Origin of the sequence: Shewanella sp. SM71 (assembly GCF_025653905.1) — a bacterium.
GTDB classification, from domain to species: domain Bacteria; phylum Pseudomonadota; class Gammaproteobacteria; order Enterobacterales; family Shewanellaceae; genus Shewanella; species Shewanella oncorhynchi.
On record NZ_JAKKRW010000003.1, the window covers coordinates 1 to 18,906 of the forward strand.

The 18,906-nt window shown below is 44.5% G+C and carries 16 protein-coding genes; 6 read left to right on the forward strand and 10 right to left on the reverse strand.

Annotation, left to right across the window (positions count from 1 at the left end):
* Positions 1-559 precede the first annotated feature (559 nt).
* Positions 560-1,918, reverse strand: coding sequence for a YjiH family protein (locus tag L5L97_RS03685; RefSeq protein ID WP_131523258.1), 1,359 nt, complete (start codon positions 1,916-1,918; stop codon positions 560-562).
* A gap of 706 nt (positions 1,919-2,624) precedes the next feature.
* Between L5L97_RS03685 and L5L97_RS03690 the strand changes: the two genes are divergently transcribed.
* Positions 2,625-3,338, forward strand: a complete 714-nt coding sequence (locus L5L97_RS03690; protein ID WP_028761881.1) for a hypothetical protein — start codon at positions 2,625-2,627, stop codon at positions 3,336-3,338.
* Between the two features lie 36 nt (positions 3,339-3,374).
* On the opposite strand, the gene L5L97_RS03695 is transcribed toward L5L97_RS03690, so the two are convergent.
* Together L5L97_RS03695 and L5L97_RS03700 are read right to left on the reverse strand one after the other, a co-directional pair.
* A complete protein-coding gene (locus L5L97_RS03695; RefSeq protein ID WP_263181180.1) occupies positions 3,375-4,262 on the reverse strand; it encodes a U32 family peptidase in 888 nt (295 codons plus the stop codon).
* Positions 4,263-4,299: 37 nt separating this feature from the next.
* A complete protein-coding gene (locus L5L97_RS03700) occupies positions 4,300-5,310 on the reverse strand; it encodes a peptidase U32 family protein (RefSeq protein ID WP_263181182.1) in 1,011 nt (336 codons plus the stop codon).
* 138 nt (positions 5,311-5,448) lie between these two features.
* Between L5L97_RS03700 and L5L97_RS03705 the strand changes: the two genes are divergently transcribed.
* Positions 5,449-5,982, forward strand: coding sequence for an SCP2 domain-containing protein (locus L5L97_RS03705; protein ID WP_219234640.1), 534 nt, complete (start codon positions 5,449-5,451; stop codon positions 5,980-5,982).
* 109 nt (positions 5,983-6,091) lie between these two features.
* On the opposite strand, the gene L5L97_RS03710 is transcribed toward L5L97_RS03705, so the two are convergent.
* The 3 genes from L5L97_RS03710 to yegQ all read right to left on the reverse strand — a co-directional run bounded on the left by L5L97_RS03710 (position 6,092) and on the right by yegQ (position 10,126).
* A complete protein-coding gene (locus L5L97_RS03710) occupies positions 6,092-7,981 on the reverse strand; it encodes a S8 family peptidase (RefSeq protein WP_263181184.1) in 1,890 nt (629 codons plus the stop codon).
* A 521-nt stretch (positions 7,982-8,502) separates the two neighbouring features.
* Positions 8,503-8,754 carry a YfhL family 4Fe-4S dicluster ferredoxin gene (locus L5L97_RS03715; RefSeq protein ID WP_006082676.1) on the reverse strand — a complete coding sequence of 84 codons (252 nt, stop codon included), beginning with the start codon at positions 8,752-8,754 and terminating at the stop codon, positions 8,503-8,505.
* 4 nt (positions 8,755-8,758) lie between these two features.
* Positions 8,759-10,126, reverse strand: a complete 1,368-nt coding sequence (gene yegQ / locus L5L97_RS03720; RefSeq protein WP_105251727.1) for a tRNA 5-hydroxyuridine modification protein YegQ — start codon at positions 10,124-10,126, stop codon at positions 8,759-8,761.
* A gap of 328 nt (positions 10,127-10,454) precedes the next feature.
* Here yegQ and L5L97_RS03725 point away from each other — a divergent pair, with 328 nt between their 5' ends.
* Together L5L97_RS03725 and L5L97_RS03730 are read left to right on the forward strand one after the other, a co-directional pair.
* On the forward strand, positions 10,455-11,297 hold the full coding sequence (locus tag L5L97_RS03725; RefSeq protein WP_028761421.1) for an HDOD domain-containing protein: 843 nt from the start codon (positions 10,455-10,457) through the stop codon (positions 11,295-11,297).
* 90 nt (positions 11,298-11,387) lie between these two features.
* Positions 11,388-12,881, forward strand: a complete 1,494-nt coding sequence (locus tag L5L97_RS03730) for a putative bifunctional diguanylate cyclase/phosphodiesterase (protein ID WP_263181306.1) — start codon at positions 11,388-11,390, stop codon at positions 12,879-12,881.
* A gap of 208 nt (positions 12,882-13,089) precedes the next feature.
* On the opposite strand, the gene L5L97_RS03735 is transcribed toward L5L97_RS03730, so the two are convergent.
* Positions 13,090-13,521 (reverse strand): thioesterase family protein, encoded by a 432-nt coding sequence (locus tag L5L97_RS03735; protein ID WP_168822859.1) that lies wholly within the window; start codon positions 13,519-13,521, stop codon positions 13,090-13,092.
* A 352-nt stretch (positions 13,522-13,873) separates the two neighbouring features.
* On the opposite strand from L5L97_RS03735, the gene L5L97_RS03740 reads away from it, so the two are divergent.
* The gene (locus L5L97_RS03740; RefSeq protein ID WP_105251730.1) at positions 13,874-14,854 is read left to right on the forward strand and encodes a chemotaxis protein; all 981 of its coding nucleotides are present in this window, start codon (positions 13,874-13,876) and stop codon (positions 14,852-14,854) included.
* Between the two features lie 152 nt (positions 14,855-15,006).
* Here the strand turns inward: L5L97_RS03740 and L5L97_RS03745 are convergent, their stop codons facing one another.
* Positions 15,007-16,263 carry an adenylosuccinate synthase gene (locus L5L97_RS03745; RefSeq protein WP_113939327.1) on the reverse strand — a complete coding sequence of 419 codons (1,257 nt, stop codon included), beginning with the start codon at positions 16,261-16,263 and terminating at the stop codon, positions 15,007-15,009.
* A 140-nt stretch (positions 16,264-16,403) separates the two neighbouring features.
* On the opposite strand from L5L97_RS03745, the gene L5L97_RS03750 reads away from it, so the two are divergent.
* The gene (locus tag L5L97_RS03750; RefSeq protein WP_028761417.1) at positions 16,404-17,294 is read left to right on the forward strand and encodes a LysR family transcriptional regulator; all 891 of its coding nucleotides are present in this window, start codon (positions 16,404-16,406) and stop codon (positions 17,292-17,294) included.
* Positions 17,295-17,321: 27 nt separating this feature from the next.
* Here L5L97_RS03750 and L5L97_RS03755 read toward each other — a convergent pair whose 3' ends face one another.
* Both L5L97_RS03755 and L5L97_RS03760 read right to left on the reverse strand, forming a co-directional pair.
* A complete protein-coding gene (locus L5L97_RS03755) occupies positions 17,322-18,146 on the reverse strand; it encodes a substrate-binding periplasmic protein (protein WP_263181185.1) in 825 nt (274 codons plus the stop codon).
* A 325-nt stretch (positions 18,147-18,471) separates the two neighbouring features.
* The gene (locus tag L5L97_RS03760; protein ID WP_263161960.1) at positions 18,472-18,906 is read right to left on the reverse strand and encodes a PACE efflux transporter; all 435 of its coding nucleotides are present in this window, start codon (positions 18,904-18,906) and stop codon (positions 18,472-18,474) included.

Here is an 18,906-nt window from a genome sequence, read left to right on the forward strand (position 1 = left end):
TATGTATGTAAAAATCGAGTATTAAACTCACCTTAAAACACGACTACAGATAATGAAGTAACAGGTAATACCGGCCTTTGCAGATGCTGAGAGAGTACAAGGAGCATATGACTCCGAAAGGACGATAAGCAGCAAAGGCGCGGTTCTCATTAAGGCCAGAGAACAAAGATTCTCACAAACAGGTCGGATATACGTACGCAGTATTACTTTCTGTTACTCAAAAAGTGGTTGATCTATTTGAGGTGTCCATATACGGACTTGCTGCGAGTCGACGAGCGAATGCCATGGCAAGCCTGTGCTAGTGGATACCCGTAAACGCTAAACTTCTAACAACTGAAATTACTGCACCCCAAACACTACTTTCCAACACATTTCTGTCCCAAAGTGAGTTGTGTGGTGTCGAGTGGAGATTGTACGATTAAGTCACGCTATATAATCAAAACAGCCTGTTCGTGTATGAGTTAGTGCAAAAAGGGGAGTCAGTTAATCTGACTCCCCTTTTTTAGAACGTTTGTTGGACTTACATTAAAACCTACGTTAGGCCCAAACTAGCGTAATGTTAGAACAATAAATGGGCTACACCTGCGATAACAGGTAGTGTCACTAAGGTGCGTAGAATAAACACCACGAAAAGCTCAACGAAGTTGACGGGAATTTTACTGCCGATAAGCAGTGCACCGACTTCACTCATATAGATCAACTGAGTCACAGACAAGGCTGCAATTACAAAGCGGGTCATATCTGATTCAATTGAGCTGGCAAGGATTGACGGAATAAACATATCCGCAAAACCGACCACGATTGTTTTAGAGGCTTCAGTGGCTTCTGGAATATGCAGTAATTCGAGTAATGGAATAAACGGCATACCCAAATAGTTAAATATGGGCGTGTGCTCGGCAATAATCAGTGCCAGCGTACCAATGGCCATTACCACAGGAATAATACCAAACACCATATCGACAACGTTTTTAATACCTTCATTTAAGACCGCTTTTATGCCACCGGCACTGGCGGCTTTTTCTAAGGCTTTATCAAAGCCCCAAGATAAGGCGCCATGTCCAGCTGGGATTAGCTCATCATCTGGCATGCGTGGTGTGTCATCTATGTAGTTGTCTTTCTTCCACGATAATGGTGGCAACTTAGGCACAATCACAGCGGCGGCAAAACCCGCGAGGCACACAGTCAAATAAAAGGGCACAAACATATGCTCTAACTTAACTTGTGAGATCACCACTAAGCTGAAGGTAATCGATACCGCCGAGAAGGTTGTACCAATAACTGCGGCTTCTCTCTGGGTATAAAAACGGGCTTCGTATTGTTTGCTGGTCAGCAAAATACCGACACTGCCATCACCTAACCATGAGGCCATACAATCAATAGCGCTACGACCCGGTAGATTGAACACGGGACGCATGACTTTCGTTAAGAGTGTGCCAAAGAGCTCGAGTAGGCCGAAGTTCAGCAGCAGCGGCAGTAACATACCCGCAAAGATAAATACTGAGAACAACACAGGTAATAAGTCGTTTAAGACTAATGCGCCAGTGCTCGAGGAGTTGATGATCTCTGGACCTAAACCTAAGTAAGTCAGTACGATAAACACTGCACCTAAGATTCGAGTCGTCAACCACATAGGGCTGACATTCAATAAACCATTAAGGAAGTGATTTTGGCTAACAAATGTGGGCTTAAACACTTTTGACAGTAAAGAGGCCAGCGCCGTAGTCACAACAATAATAGTCACTATGAGGGTTAGCACACCGCTCAATGCGCCTTGCAGTGCTTTAGATATGATAGCGATAGGAATTGTGATCGCATCGTTGTAGCTGATAGGGGTCATAAATAACAACAGACCAATCAGCGAAGGGACGATAAAGGTGAGTATCGTCTTAATGTTTCGGTTTTTATTTTCAGTAGCCAATGTTGTACACCTTAAAGTACGAGTCGTACATGGTAAATTTGAATAAATAGCCGCACGTAACAAGCTGTCGACGCTAATTAAGGTGCATTTAAATTCAACTCAAAAACGAGAATGGGGAAGATTACTCGCTTAGCTTCTCTATGTAAAACGATTCGCTAGTTAGTTTGATATAAGCAGCAAAACAGCATAGTTATTTTACTTCAGTTTTCGATAAATTAAGAGTGGCTATATTGGCTTGCATTACTGTAAAAGCATTATTAAACATGGCGTTATCATCACTCACTTGAGGTTGGCTAACGACTGGTTAATTACTTGTTTACTGATGTGTGTGAAACTATCTAGATGTTATTTCTGCACAAAAATGCATCAACAACTTTAGCGTTACTGCCGTGTTGGTTGGTTTTCTGTTCGATTTGAAAGTGCAATAGAGATAACTCTGGCTATATAGCGTTGGCGAGAACCTGTTGTGCATATCGCGGTAATGTTAAGGATCCTTGGGCACTAGGACACATTTTTATGCGATAAGCCTTTAAATCGACTTATCTCTAAAAGTGACCTTCTCCATTATCTTGATGCTTTTGTGATTGACTAAAAAGTCGCAAATAACGATGAAAGTAAAAATATTATTCATAAAGCGGATACCCGCCGCTTTAAATCTTCTCATTTCCATGTAAGTTAGTATTACTCCCATCCAGCTCTAGTATTCATGATCGCAAAAGTACAGAAGGTTACGATTAAAGGCGGCTCAACACTGGCCATTAAGTTTGGTTTTTTGGGGATCTTTGGGCTTTTAATTGGCATTGTTATTACTGTTTTGGGGTTCGATGATTCTGAATTCCATCGCTTCAACTTTTTGAATCACACCCTAAGTGAATTAGGGACTTATGGTCATTCGTCTTTCGCTGTCATTCTCAACGGTGGATTGTTTTTTGGCAGTTTAAGCCTCGTTTTCTATTGTTTGTCTTCTTTGCAGCAGGTGACTTCTTGCTGGGGATACCCTTTCTTTATCAGTTTGGCTCTCACTTTTCTGGCTTTAGCGAGCGTGGGATTATTTCCGGTGAACGTGTATCACTTGCATGTTCTTGGGCTGAAATGGTTTTTCTATCTGGGGAGTTTGAGTGCGATCTTCTATTTAGCCTTGGTCTGTTTCGGCAAGTCTAACTTTGGCCGTTGGACTGGGTTGTTGGCGTTAATAGTCTTATGTAGCATGTTGACGTTTCTGTATGCACCACAGCTCAATTTAGGTTTGACCGAAGGTGATAGACCGTTTTATCAGGAGATGGTATTGCAACTGCCGCGTCCTACTTTGTGGTGGCCAGCCCTACTAGAATGGATTGGACTGGGAAGTTTATTGTGCTGGACAAGTGTGCTGCTTTTTAGCCAGTTAAGCTTCAGCCAAGATCCCAAAATCATTGGCTGAGTTATCTTTAAATTTAGGCTTAACTTCAGCTTTAGGCTATGGATTCACATGCACAGCAAGGCCCGCTTCACCAAACCAATAACCGTTGCACTGGGTTGTACCAAGTTTGCTATTCATCGAAAAATCCTGAGTATTTTTAGTCGCTTGAATCGTATCGACCAAAGCATTGGCTTTAGTGATGCAGTCAAGACTACTGGGTGATACTCGAAACACATCGACCCCCATTTGTGTCATTGCCGCTATTTCACTGCGTAAATCTAAACAGCTAGCGGATTGGGTTTGAATTCCATTGAGCCTGAGTAAAGGTTGCTGCTCTTGGGTTTGCGCGAGTAGTCCTTTACTGTATTCACGGCATACCGTTTCGCAATGATCTTTCGTGAGCTGTTTGTGTCTAGCGGTAAAGCAGCGCGCCGAATGGGCGAGTGGTAAATAGCCGTGGCCGAGCACTTCCACCTCAAATGATGGCTGTTCTTGAATCACTTGTTGCAACCAAGCCTTAGATAGCTCCACTGGCATCACAAATCTTTGCATTCCAAACCGCTGCAAAATATCTAAACTGGCGCGATTGTAGTTATTGATACTCGCGCCGCAGACGAAGGGCAGCTTGTGCTCGTTGGCAAGATACACTGCCGCCATATCGTTTGCTTCGACGATAAATTCACCGTTATCGACCTGGCGTTTGAGCTCAGTATATTCAGATGGCGCTTCGATTAAGGCCAGCGTCGAAAGCACGACTTCTTTACCCGCCTGCTTGAGCATTTGCGCCAGCTCTAGATAATCGCCCCACTTGAGTTCGCGTCTGCGGCTACAAACCGCCTCACCTAAATACACTAAGGGAATTTGACTGGCGGCGACTTGCTGGTAAAAGTCAGCGACTTGCTGTTTCTGCCAGCAATACAACAGTGGTCCTAGGGAAATCTTCATAAGGTGTCCTTTGTCAATCTTGCTCTCTATTTACCTTTTATTGCCAATCGCGCTCGTAGGCGCCAAGCGTAGTGATTTGACCCTCGGATACTTTCGCTAGGGCTTGTTCCCAATGGGGTTGATTTTGGCTTTGTGAGTACAGCGCTGGATTATTTAGATAGGTGTCTATGGCTTGACGCCATACTCGAGTGACTTGTTCAACATAGGCGGGGCTGCGTTGACGTCCTTCGATTTTCAGCGACACTATGCCCGCCTTGGCTAGCTCTGGAAGTAAGCTTAAGGTATTCAAACTGGTTGGTGATTCGAGTAAATATTGCGGCGAATCTTGATCTGCTGTGATGTAACGGCCTTTGCATACCACGGGATAACCCGTTTGTTCGTCGAGGGCCGATTTATCGATTAACACATCGTTGAGCCGGGTTAATCGGTTCTGTCCTTCTTCTTGCCAGCGAACGTGTTTTGCTGGTGAACAAGATCCACCTGTGTTGGGCGATTGGCCCGTTACATAGGATGATAGCTGGCAACGCCCTTCGGCCATAATGCACAGACTACCAAAGGCGAATACTTCCAAATCCACTGGGCTGACTTTAGCAAGATCCCGTACTTGTTTCATGGATAACACCCGTGGCAATACTACTCGGGCGATGTTAAAGGCTTCCTTATAAAAGCTCAGCGCACCCAGATTGGTTGCACTGGCCTGCACCGATAAATGCAGTGGCAGGTTTGGATAGTGCCTATGGGCATAATCGAGTAAAGAAAGATCGGCGACAATTAATGCATCCATACCCAGTTTTGCCGCTAAATCGATAGCCTGATACCAACGATGCTCTTCACCGGGCTTTGGAAAAGTATTTAAGGTCAAAAAGATTTTTTTGCCGTGCTTTTGCGTCAGCTCAGTGGCTTCTTGCAATTTTGCGGGGGTGAAGTTTAATCCTGCAAACGAGCGCGCGTTGGTGTCGTTTTTTAACCCTAGATACACAGCGTCGGCTCCGGCATGTAATGCCGACTTTAGCGAGGCCAGATTTCCTGCTGGACACAACAGCTCCATAGTGATGCTCCCGATAAAATGATAGCCGCTGAGTGTAGGTAAGATTGAATGGCGATGAATTGATTTAAAACAGGTTTAAGATCATAAAATCCCGATAAACTGGGATATATCATGTTTTATTCTTGTAGGGTTCCCGCTATGTCCGCTGTTTTTTTCGCAAAATTTGCTCAGCAACTTTTAGAGTTCACCCCAAAAGCCATCGGCTTTCCCCTTGCTAAGATGCCGTTTAGCCTCAAAGCAAAAGCCATCAGCCAATTGCTTGAACTCTTACTTGCCGAGCAAGCTGCTGACGATGAGCTTGGATTTTTGACGGATAAATGGGTCGCGATTCGAGTGGAAGATATAAACTTAGCCTTCGAAGTCAGTTTTAATGGAAAATGGCAAGTCAGAGAGCTCACCGATGCGCAGGTGACCTTCAGTGCCAACTCTGCTGAGCTAGTGTTAGTGGCGGCGGCGAAGGAAGATCCCGACACGCTATTCTTCCAGCGTAAGCTGAGTATTCAAGGTGATACTGAATTAGGACTCGAAGTGAAAAACCTGCTGCTAAGTATCGAATTTGCCAGTATGCCAGCCCCAATTCGTCTTAGTGTTGAAAAGCTTGCCGCTGTGATTGAGCGTCTTCAAATTGAAGCGAAACCGACAATTATTCTCGCCAAATCCCCAAGCTTTTAACGTTATTTAGTGAGACTACACACTGCTAATTCCATAAAGAAGCCCGCTAAGTTATTATCTTAGTGGGCTTATTTTTATTTAAACTTTATTGTATGGTTTGGTCAATGAGTTAGTAGCTTGCACTCAGTTGTAGTCCCGAGTAGCTCGAATAAGCGCGTAACATCACATGGTAAGTTCCCGCTTGAGTCACTGTAATCGAACAGCTTTCATTGTTCCCATTTTTATAGGGACGGCAATCATAGCTGGTGGTCGTTGGGGTAGTGCCTGCTTTGACATACAGGTCTACATCTCCAGTTCCGCCACTGGTGGCAATGTTGAGTTGGCTATTGGCTGGAACCACTATCTTATACAGTTTCTCTGTTGCCGTTGCCCCGCTTAAATTCGTGACAGGTACGCCATTGGTTAAGCAGTTTGCATCGGTGCAGCTTCCGCCGCCATTCAGGTTATAGCTGGCTGTCAGTTGGGCATTGGCGTAATTATTATAGCCTTGCACCATCACATACCACCGACCCGCCGTAGGTGTGGTGAAGTTACAGCTCTCGTTGTTGCCATTTTGATAGGGGCGGCATTGGTAGCTTGTTGTCGTCGGTTTTTGTCCTTGGCTGACATAAATATCCGCATCACCAGAACCACCCGCTAGATTGATCCCTAAACTTGCCGCATTGACTGGGACATCGATGTAGTAATACGTCGCAGAACCTGTGGCGCCACTGATTGCGACACCCACATTATTTTGCAGCGGTGTTTCATCGACGGGGCAATTATTGCCACAGCCACCATCATCGCTTGCAAGTGAAAACAGTAACTTATTCGGTGAGCCTGTTTTCGCGTCTGTAACTTTATTTGACGTGGCGCGCGTCGTGAGTAAGTTTGTCACCTGTGCGGGAGAGAGATTTGGATTTTCATCTAAGTATAATGCGGCAACGCCTGCCACATGTGGGGCAGCCATTGAGGTACCACTTATGGTATTAGTCGCTGAATTCGAGTTATACCAAGCAGACGTAATGCTCGAACCTGGCGCATAGATATCAAGGCAAGTCCCGAAGTTAGAAAAACTCGAGCGGGAATCGTTACTGGTGGTTGAACCAACCGTGATGGCATTTACCGCCCGTGCGGGTGAGTAATTACAAGCGCTACTGTTGTCGTTACCCGCCGCCACTACGAAAGTGACCCCTGCGGCAACTGCGGCATTGACTGCATCATCAGTTGCTTGGGAGGCGCCGCCTCCTAAACTCATGTTTGCGACGGCGGGGCCGGAAGCATTGTTTTTCACCCAGTTTATCCCTGCAATCACGCCAGAGTTACTACCTGAACCTGAACAGTTGAGTACTCTGACGCCCACAAGATTGACGTTTTTAGCCACACCGTAGGTAGCGCCGCCAACAGTTCCTGCCACATGGGTACCATGGCCGTTACAGTCAGTCGCATCGTAATCATTATCCACAAAATCATAGCCACTGCTGGCGCGACCACCAAACTCATTGTGAGAATTAAGCACGCCAGTATCGATCACAAAGGCGGTTACACCAGAGCCGTCGAAATCCGTGTGATAGTTACTATCCAATGGCAAGTTTCGTTGATCGATTCTGTCTATGCCCCAGGTCGGACTCGGTTGATTGGCATTGGCTTCAACCATAGGCGTTACTGACATGATTTGATCTTGTTCTATGTATTTCACATTTGGATCTTTACGCAGTGCTTTAATCTGTTGGGCGCTGGCCTTGATGAGTACACCATTGAGCACATTGCCAAAGTTTTTCATCACAGTGACATCATATTGGTTGACTAAACTCTCGGCTTGTTTCGTCGCGAATTCAGCTATGGTGTTGTTATTACTTAGATTAAGAACGCTTGGGGTATTGAATACAACAATGTAAGTATCTTTGATGGCTTTAGATTGCGGGACACTTACCATACTCGCTTGGTATTCATTAGCGTTAACAGGGAAGTAAGCAAGTCCAGTTGCGACCGCGACTGCAATTAAATGTTTCTTATGCATGTTGAACTCCATTTTCTTTTTATGTCTCCACGGACTTCGAGACACAATTCAATGTAGAAGGTATTTTCAACCTGCCCAGTTCGGTGCTTAAGGCGTATCTAATTTACAAGGTTAAAATGTAACACTTGATTTACAATTTGACCGTGGGTGACTTTTTACTTAGCTAAAGAGTGAGGTGTACAAATAAGCGTCAAAATAATAACTATTAGTCTATTAAAACAACCGAGTTTGTAAAATTGGTGATTTATCAAGCGACATTTAGTCCGAATCATAAACTGTGAAGCAGCGATAAATTCCGTCTGCTACTTTTTTGACATTCACCGCTGAAAAGAAGTCAGTCTAAAGTAGTGTTTTGACTAATGCTGAAATAAAAGCTTGGATTTAAGCGATTTAAAGGTTCCTCATACCGTTAAATGCATCATTATTGTGATTTTTTATGCGGGTTGTTTTGCGCAGGTTATGGCAGGTATTAGAGCAGATTTGACCGAGAGGCATTATAGCCACTCGGTCAGGTGACGTGATTAAGCTTTTTGCGTTAACACGGCAAATTTCACTAACAATTCGTCGTTAGATTCGACACGGTTTGGATCTGGGTCGATGCAATCAATGGGGCAGACAGATACGCAAGTCGGTTTGTCGTAGTGACCCACACATTCGGTGCAACGGTCTGGATCGATTTCATAGATTTCTTCACCCATAGTGATGGCCTGATTAGGACATTCAGGTTCACACATGTCGCAATTGATGCAGCTATCGTCGATCAGTAGTGCCATGATCTTAACCTAGTTCATGTGGGTTGCGAGTATCCTGACCTTGGGGCAAGTTACGCAGCAAAATACCGTGGCTCAAATCGACTTCTTTCGGCACGGGCAGATACACAGTGTGCCCCGAACCTAAGCCTGCTTCAACTGCTTCAGCTTTGCGATTTTCGAGTTGTTCAATCGTCAAACTGATATTGCCTTGCGGTGTCATCAGTTCAACACTGTCGCCAACGGAGAACTTGTTTTTTACTTCAATTTCGGCCAATCCTGCAAGATTACGTTTGCCCGTCAGTTCACCTACAAATTGTTGGGTGTCACTAACTGAGTAGCCATAGTCATAATTTTGGTATTCATCATGGACATGGCGACGTAAAAAGCCTTCGGTATAACCACGGTGGGCTAGGCCTTCTAATTGATTCATTAGGCTGCGGTCGAAATCTTTACCCGATGAAGCATCTTCAATCGCGCGGCGATACAGTTGTGCTGTACGGGCAACGTAATAGAAGGACTTAGTGCGGCCTTCAATTTTGAGCGAGTCTATGCCCATTTTAGTCAGGCGCTCAACGTGCTGAATGGCCCGTAAGTCTTTAGAGTTCATGATATAAGTGCCGTGCTCATCTTCGAAGGCGGGCATGTATTCGCCGGGGCGATTGGCTTCCTGTAGTAGGTAAATTTGATCTGTGGGAGCGCCTGCGCCTAAGGTCGTTGGCGTTTCAATTTGCACCGCATTTGGCATGGCAATGATGTCACCGCTGTCATTTTGCTGCGCTTCGTGTACATCGTATTTCCAGCGACAAGCATTAGTGCAGGTGCCTTGGTTAGGATCGCGTTTATTGATATAACCTGAGAGTAAACAACGGCCTGAATACGCCATACACAGGGCGCCATGCACAAACACTTCAAGCTCGATATCGGGGCAGCGCTGACGAATCTCTTCGATTTCATCTAAAGACAATTCGCGTGACAGGATCACGCGTTTGATGCCTTGGGTTTGCCAAAACTTTACCGAGGCCCAGTTGATGGCATTTGCTTGCACGGATAAATGCACCACTTGATCAGGAAACGCTTCACGTACCATCATGATTAAACCGGGATCGGACATGATCAGTGCGTCAGGCTTCATCGCCACTACGGGTTCCATGTCCTTGATATAGGTTTTTAGCTTGGCATTGTGGGGCGCGATATTGCTCACCACATACAGCTTTTTACCGAGTGCATGGGCTTCTTCAATCCCAGTGGCAAGGTTTTCCATTTTAAAGTCATTGTTACGTACCCTTAGACTATATCTTGGCTGACCGGCATACACTGCATCTGCGCCATAGGCAAAGGCGTAGCGCATGTTCTTTAAGGTTCCAGCTGGAGACAGCAGCTCAGGTTTAAACATAATCACTCTCAAATGGGTTAATAAATGACGCGGTGCGCGGGGGCGGCATTTTACACAATGAAAGTAGGGGTATGCAAATTGCCTTAGTTAACTTTAGCAGTACTTCACATTTTACGAATATAGTGAGTTTGGCTTAGATCAACTGGAGCGGAATATTTCAACTTGAGTGATGGTTGAGGTCGATGATCAAGACAGATAAGTAAGGCAAAATTGATAACGCAATCATACAAATTATTAACGTCTGCAGTTTTTTCTACGCATCTAATGACAGCCAACTGATATACTCCAACAATCCAATGTTGATGTTTACAGATTGATGGGAGTTAAGATGTCTACCGAACATCTACTGTTAGTCAGTTTATTAAAAAAACTAAAAGACGATGCCTTAGTACTACCGACCTTGCCTGAAGTGGCGATGCGGGTGCAAGAAGTGGTTGGACGCTCCGATGCGAGCCTTAAACAAGTGGCAGAAGTGATCGGCCAAGATGCAGCGATTTCTGCGCGTATTATTAAGGTCGCTAACAGCGCGCTATATAGCCGAGGCGTGCCAGCTGAAAGTATCAACAGTGCGGTTTCTCGTATTGGGTTAATCCAGATTAAAAGCATTGCCACTTCGGTGGCGATGGAGCAATTATTTATTTCCACCAATGAAATGGTGTGGGAAGTCATGGACGAAGTGTGGCGTACCTCAATCGATGTAACTGCTGCGTCTTGTGCCATGCTGCAGATGTATAATAAGCGCCATTCAACCAGCCGGTTAAATTTTGATACCTTAACCTTAGCTGGACTCGTGCATAACATTGGCGCCTTACCTGTATTAACAGAAGCGGAGGCGCATCCCCATTTATTCACTAGCATTGATCAATTACGCGCGCTCGTACGTAAAATGCAAGGGCCTTTGGGTCGTGCTGTTTTGAAAAGTTGGGATTTCTCTACCGAAGTGATGGAAGTGGTTGAGCGTTGGGCTGATTTACCTTATCTACCCGATCATGTCACCTATCTCGACTTTATCCGTGCAGCGGCCTTTTATACCGGTGAATTGCGAGCGGGCACTGAACTAGAGCAACGTCTCGGTGTGTTTGTCGCCCGTGGATTACCTGTGACGACCGATGATTTAGCCAGTGATGAGTTTATGGAAAAATTCCATTCAATTAGAGAAAGTTACCAATAATCATTAGGCCTAAATGGAATTCAAATGGCGCTGATATCTTTTATCGTGTCATTTGAGAAAAAGCTTACGTGGTATGGCAGAGGCCAAGGTATGTTCGTAATCGGGTTAGTTGTCGCTTCTCTCGCTTTATTGATATTTTCATTGTATATCCTGCAGGCAAAATACAGATCTTTACGGTCGCAGCAAAAATTCTTAGCACAGCTTTGTACCCAGCTAGAGCAGCAAAAGGTTGAACGCCAAGCTTTAGACATTGGCATCGTCCCCCAAGCGTTTGCTCCTCTCTACCATACTTTAAATGAATTATTAAAGGCGTTACCGGCAAGTGTGGGCAAGGATAAGCTAACAGGACTTGTTAATCGTGTCGGCTTGAAACGTACTCTTACCGGCATGATGCCGCTGACTCAAGGGACATTAGTGCTAATTGATATTTATCGATTTCGCTATGTGAATGATCTCTTTGGTTTTGTATTTGGCGATATCCTGCTGAAGCAATTTGCCGAACGCTTAAACAGCTTAAGTTTATCCCCGAGATTAATCGCACGCCTCAATGGTGATGAATTCTGTTTATATTACGAGCAAGCGTTGACTGAGGAGCAATTAGTCCACTTAAGAGGGCGGTTGCAAGTGCCTTTTAACATTAAGAACACACCCGTCAGCGTTAAGCTTCAAATCGGTTGTCTGCATTTACAAGAACACCATGCCGACACGAGTCAGATGCTACGTCGAGTCGATTTGGCGCTGAAGAAAGCCCGCCATTCTCGTAGCGCGATTGCATACTATGCCCAAAATGATGATATTCGTCAGTTAAGAGAACTGAAAATTATCGATAGTTTGCCTAAAGGTTTGCAACGTAATCAAGTATATATGGTGTATCAAGCTAAACAGGATATTGCCACGGGTCGATGTTTTCAGGTTGAAGCCTTGATGCGTTGGGAGCATGACGAACTCGGCATTATTTCTCCTGGAGAATTTATTCCCTTAGCCGAATATGCTGGCATGATTGATTTAGTCAGCCAATGGGCACTTGATCAGGTTTTAGCACAGCAGGCAAAATGGCGCGCGGCGGGGATACAATTGTGTGTTGCAGTTAACCTGTCGACACGGGACCTTGACAGTGAAACCATACCCCAAGAAATTGCTGCAAGATTAGCCTATTACCAGCTCCCCCCCGAATCTTTGATGATCGAAATTACTGAAAGCACTTTAATGGCGGATTTAACTAAGGCGGTCGAGACGTTAGGAAAGATACGTGCCTTAGGGGTTAGACTTGCAATTGATGATTTTGGTACGGGTCATTCTTCCTTAGCTTATTTAAAGCATTTACCCGTTAATGAAGTCAAAATCGATAAAGCCTTTTTAAAGGATCTGGAGCAGGATAAACCGTCGGAATACATCCTCGAAGCCAGTATTAATATTGCCAAAAAACTCGGTTATGAGGTAACTGTTGAAGGAATTGAAACGCTTGAGATTAGAGATAGGTTAGTGGCTATGGGGGTTGATACTATACAAGGTATGTATTACGCGAAGCCCATGAGTGCCGCCGAACTCGAAATGAACTGGGCCCAACTACATAATACAATCTAAACCTTGTTCTCATTAAAGTAAGCGCTCGTTAAATCAAATGCTCGTCAAATCAAATGCTCGTTAAATCAAGAGTACTAAGGCTTGCAGTCGAGCCTTAATACTGTCCAGTTATCGCTATTTGAGTTGTACTTCTTTGAGTGATTTTTGTTGCCTTTGCTTATGTCGAAATAAGCTCAGGAAATCGCGCGCGTACTTGTATGTAAGAGTATTAGCTTTGTTCGCTTGATGTGAAACCAAGACTTAATATGGCGATTAACTCTGCCGGCATAGGCGCTAATTGACGGGCTTGATTCATACACACCATTTCTATGGTTGCCGTGACAGCAGGTTTTTTGCCCTGAGGGCGCCAAATTTCCTGTAGCCACACAGTGCGATACTTGCTCTCAAAGTAAAATTTAGTCCGTACATCGATAATATCGGCAAATTCCACCCCCTCATGGCACAGCATATCGCTACGATACACAGCAAAACCCAGTTGGTTTTGTTGCCATAATGCACTTAAACGTTCAGCACCAATCACATGCTCACGGGCTCGCTCGAAGTATTTCAAAAAGTTGGGGTGATACACCACGCCAGAAAAATCAGTATCTTCATAGTAGATTTGCACTGGGAAAGAAAAGGTCGGGCTAAATTGCGGCATGGGCTACGGCTATGCTAGATAGTTTTATTGCGCAATAGTTTAGCGGCTTATCTCTTAAAACAAAACCTCTAATGCGGATAGGCAAAAGCGCTGTTAAGGGAAATGTGCAGGCTACTTTAGGTCGGCAACGGCGATGCTTAATCTGGACATGATTGACAATGTGACGACTGAAATAGTCATTAGATTCGATTATGTGACGTTTTTCTGCTTATAGATAAAATGCTTGTTACCCAAAAAATATCACGCTAATCAGGCAGTAAAATCACACTATCGTGCCTAATTCATTAATCCCTTCCTATACTGATAACTGCAATCCCTTTCTTACGTTGATTTGCTAGGTTGAGAGCTTTATATGAGCGAAATTAAAAAATCAGAAATATTGACAGAGAGTGGCACAAATGAACTCGAAATTATTGAGTTTCATCTACATAAGACACTTCCTAACGGTGGCCATAAAGTGTGTCATTACGGTATTAATGTCGCCAAAGTGAGAGAAGTCATTAGGGTGCCAGAAACGTCAGATTATCCCAATGCCCAGCGGCACATGGTTGGGGTGTTCTCGCTGCGAGAAAAGTTGATCCCTTTGGTCGATCTTGCCGGTTGGCTCGGAATATCGACACCAGAGGATTTAACCCACAAAGTGGTCATAGTGACTGATTTTAATAAGATGATTAATGGGTTTTTAATCGATAGTGTTCGTAGCATCCATAGAGTGTCGTGGGAGCAAGTTGAATCGCCGAGTCAATTTTTAGAAGCGGGTGAAAATGATTGTGTCGTTGCCGTAGTGCGCCGTGATGGCATGCTCATTATGATATTGGATTTTGAGAAGATTATTGCCGATATCAATCCTGAACTGAGTATGGATAAGTACGATGTCACGCTCGATAGAAGTGTACTGATCAATGATAAAATGCTGGCGAAACGTGAAGCGAAAACGATTTTAATTGTCGATGATTCCGCTTTTATTCGTAAGATGATCGAAAATACCCTTCGCAGCGCAGGTTACAACATTATCACAGCCAAAGATGGTGGTGATGCCCTTGAAATGCTAATGGAATTTGAGAATCTTGCTGACCAAGATAATGCTTCTATTTCTGATTTTGTCAGCGCCATTATTACAGATGTTGAGATGCCTCGCATGGATGGCATGCATTTGGTGAAACGCTTAAGAGAATCCAAGGCGTATCGACAAATGCCAATTGTGATGTTTTCCTCTTTAATGAGTGAAGATAACCGCACAAAGGCGATGGCATTAGGTGCTAACGATACCATTACTAAACCAGAAATTGGTCGTATGGTCGGTATGATAGATAAATACGTATTCGAAGAGTAATGCCATTTCATTTAGTGGCGATATTTGAATATGGGGTATTCGAGTCATCGCTATCAACGTCTTGAGTGATTCTTTAATGACAAACCATATCAAAGTAAAAAGCCATATTCACCGAGGCGAATATGGCTTTTTTGTAGGGTAAATGTTGTTTACTAGCGGATGATCATTTGATCGCGCTCTGGTCCAACAGAAACCATGCTAACGCGTACACCCATTAAGTCTTCAATACGTTCAACATATTGTTGTGCGGCGACTGGTAGGCTTTCGAAGGTGCGACAACTAGTAATATCTTCGCTCCAGCTTTGCATTTGCTCATACACTGGGCTTAACGCAGCAGTTTGTGGCCAAATTGGGTTCTCAGTGTGTTCACCAGCATAGGCAACACAGATTTTCAGATCTTTCATGCCAGAAAGACAATCAATCTTAGTCAGGGCAATTTCGGTTGCTGCTTGTAGCTCAACACCATTACGGGTGGCAACAGCGTCGAAGTAACCCATGTCACGTGGACGGCCTGTCGTTGCACCAAACTCGTTGGCATTTTCGCGGAAGGCGTCTTGCTCTTCCATTGCGGTCACTAAGGTGCCAGTGCCGACTGATGAGCTAAAGGCTTTCGCGACAGCAATGACGCGCTCTGGACGCAGAGCTGGTAAACCGCTGCCGATACCCGCGTAAGCCGCAGTCACGTTTGAAGATGTGGTATAAGGATATTCGCCGTAGACTAAGTCGCGGCCAGCACCTAATTGCGCTTCAAACAGTAAGCTCGCATCTTGTTTTTGTAATGCTTTTAATGGCTCTGTCACGTTACAAATAAACGGACGCCAAGGTGCCGTCACTTCTAATAACCATGCGGTCATTTCGGCGGCGGTTTGATTAAAATCGCAGCTTGGATAAAGCGCTTTTAACTGCGGTAATTTCCAGTCGAGCATAAATTGAATGCGCTCTTGCAGCACTTCAGGTTGGTTTAACCAGCCGACTAAAATGCCTTTTTTCATCACGCGATCGCCATAGGCTGGCGCAATCCCTTGACGGGTTGAACCATAGGCGAGGTCGCCAAGACGTTGTTCTTCTAAGGTATCTTCTAATGCATGTAGAGGTAAGCACAGGGTAGCACGGTCAGAAATGCATAATTTGACTTCAATGCCAGCCGCTTGCACTTCAGCAATTTCTACACTGAGTTTTTCAGGGCTGATCACCATGCCAGGGCCTAAAACTGCAACGCAGTTAGGGTTGAAAATGCCACTCGGTAATTGGTGTAATTTAAAGGTGCCATAGTCGTTGACGACGGTATGGCCAGCGTTGTTACCACCTTGAAAGCGAATACTGGCAGCGGCATCCGCGGCTAAATAATCTACGATGCGGCCTTTGCCTTCATCACCCCAATTTGCACCCACAACCACGATCGACGGCATAACAACATCTCCTCATTGATTAAGACGCTATGCTAGACCCGTCATTTAAATAAGAGAAATTAATTATGGTTATCATCCCAATAAGAATTTCATATATCATTGGCTATCATTAACTCTAATACTTTGCAAAAGGTGACGTTATGCTCGATATCCATTGGTTAAAGACCTTCGTGACTTTAGCTGAATACAAGCATTTTGGGAAAGCGGCCACAGCGCTGCACATGACGCAGCCCAATGTTAGCTTGCATATTAAGCAGTTAGAGCAAAGCACTCGAGTCAAGTTGATTGACCGTAATCCCTTTCGATTAACGCAAGCGGGATTTCGCCTGTTAGAGAGCAGTCAGAAGACGTTAATGGAGCTGCAAATTTGTCAGGCGGATCTCAATGCGATTAATGACCTTAGTCAAGGCACATTGACCATTGCCGCCAGCGACATTATCTCGCGGTTATTGTTGATCCAGCCGTTTCAGCTTTTTAAGGCGGAGTTTCCGGGAATAGATTTCTCACTGCTCAACACTACCTCATCACAAGCCTCTGAATTGGTGAAAAATGCCGAGGCCGATTTAGGGTTTGTGATTGCGCAGAAGGAAAGTCAGCCACTGCATTTTACTGAGCTACAACAGATTAAATGGTGTGCAATCGGAGATAATTTACAGCAATGGCAGCAGGCAAAACCCTCTGTGGATACGCCCTTAGCCGAGCAACCGACGTTGATTTTATTAGGACACGATACGCGAACCCGCGAATTGTTAGATCCCGCATTACCGTCGCTGAACTTATCGAATTACAGAATAATGGAAGTCGGCAGTGTTGACGCGCAAATTGATTGGGCAGAGGCGGGATTTGGTGTGGCGATCGTACCGGAGTTTTCGGTTTACACTAAGGCGAATTTGACCACTAAAGTCACCCCTTTGCCGCAATTCCCCACAACCAGTTTGGGTTATATTGTGCGCCAGAATCAGATCTTATCGAAGGCCATCAAGCAGCTGTTATATTGGGTGAATCAAGAGATCATTCGCTCGCAGCGGTAATTTCTCATTCGCTTGCAGCGATAGGGATTAGTCAGCGACTAAGAGCAGTTTGTCGTATTGGCCAGTGGCTTTTAGTTGCGATAAGCCCGCGTCGAGTTGGGTCGCTAAGGTCTGTGCCTGTGGATTTTCCTTTGAGAAGGCCAAAAAAATATCGCTGCTATGGTTAGCAAATACAGGAATGACGTCATCATCTACGCCCATTTTTTTCAGGTTTTCCTTGGCGACTAAGTCGAACATCAAGGCGGCATCTATGCGACCAATCAATAATAAATTGATGAGCTGTTGTTGGTTGGCGACGGTGACGATATTGAGCTGTTGCTGTTTAACTAATTTGGGAAATTCATCGCCATATTCATAGCTTTTAATCACGCCGATAACGGTGCCTTTAGGTAGCGCCCATTTATTGTCTGCAAGAATAGGTTTTTGTTTCTTTTGATAAAAAGAAGCCGTGGCGATAAATAATGGGGTGTTTCCAAAGATGAAGCGTTGCTCAGTACTGTTCTCGCGGGTGACGTTAAACACCCCATCAACTGCACCTTTTTCCGCCATCATTAAGGCGCGGGAGTAGGGCACAACTAAGCTATTCACTTCAATATGCGACTGTTTAAATGCGGCTTGGATTAAACGATGGGAAATACCTTGACCAAACTGATTGGCGAAAGGTGGCCAACTGTCTTCTGCGGCTAAGGTTATGGCTTGAGGTTGCGATTCTGCTGGTATTGCATTGCTTTCTTTAGCGAGTGCCATGTTGCAAATAATGGATATGAGCAATAAAACGATGCTAAGTATCAATGCTGACGGCAAATTTAATGCCTGCTGCATCCTGAGCCTCATTCTGTTCCCTGCACGCATTTTGCTTCCATCTCCCCGCTTAATATATGGCTTTTATAGCATAAAGAATTATATCTAGACTAATGATTTGAATATTAATTACTGATAGTTAGTCCTTTTGTGATGCTTATAGGATATTTCAACAACCTCAGTTTACTGTGTGCGGGTCTATTATTTTTATGTTGTGTTTAAGGGGGATTTTACGCTGGGCAACACATGAACTGGCTTAGCTTTCTTGCTAAGTAGAAGAAATTGAACTGGATAAGTTTCAATGCTGCCATCAAACGAATCGCTAAATTGTTTAGTGAGGTTCGTTTGATGGTGATGTGTGTTGATCTTAGCTGCGCTATTTGACCTTAGTGGCTTGCATAGTAAACCAAGTCTTGTAGGGCTGATACTTGTCATAGCACCAATGGAATAGGGTGCTGTAGAAGAAGAAAAAGATCAAAAAAACCGCCTCTAAGCCCATGGCTGCCAACCAACCTATCTGTAGAAACCAGGCGATGGTCGGTATGCTAATAAAAATAAGTCCCCCTTCAAATCCAAAGGTATGCAGTATTCTGGTTTTCAAAGTGCGTTGCTCTCGATTTGCCCCAAATACCCTGTCGAATCCTAGGTTGTAGAAGTAGTTCCATACCACGGTATAAAGACTCAAAGCGATACCAACTATGACAAGTTCACTGGTTCCCTTGCCTGATATAAGGGCAGAAAAGGGGATAATAATAGCGAGTGCAATCGCTTCAAAGAGTAAGGCGTTAAAGATACGTTCTGTCGTTTTCAT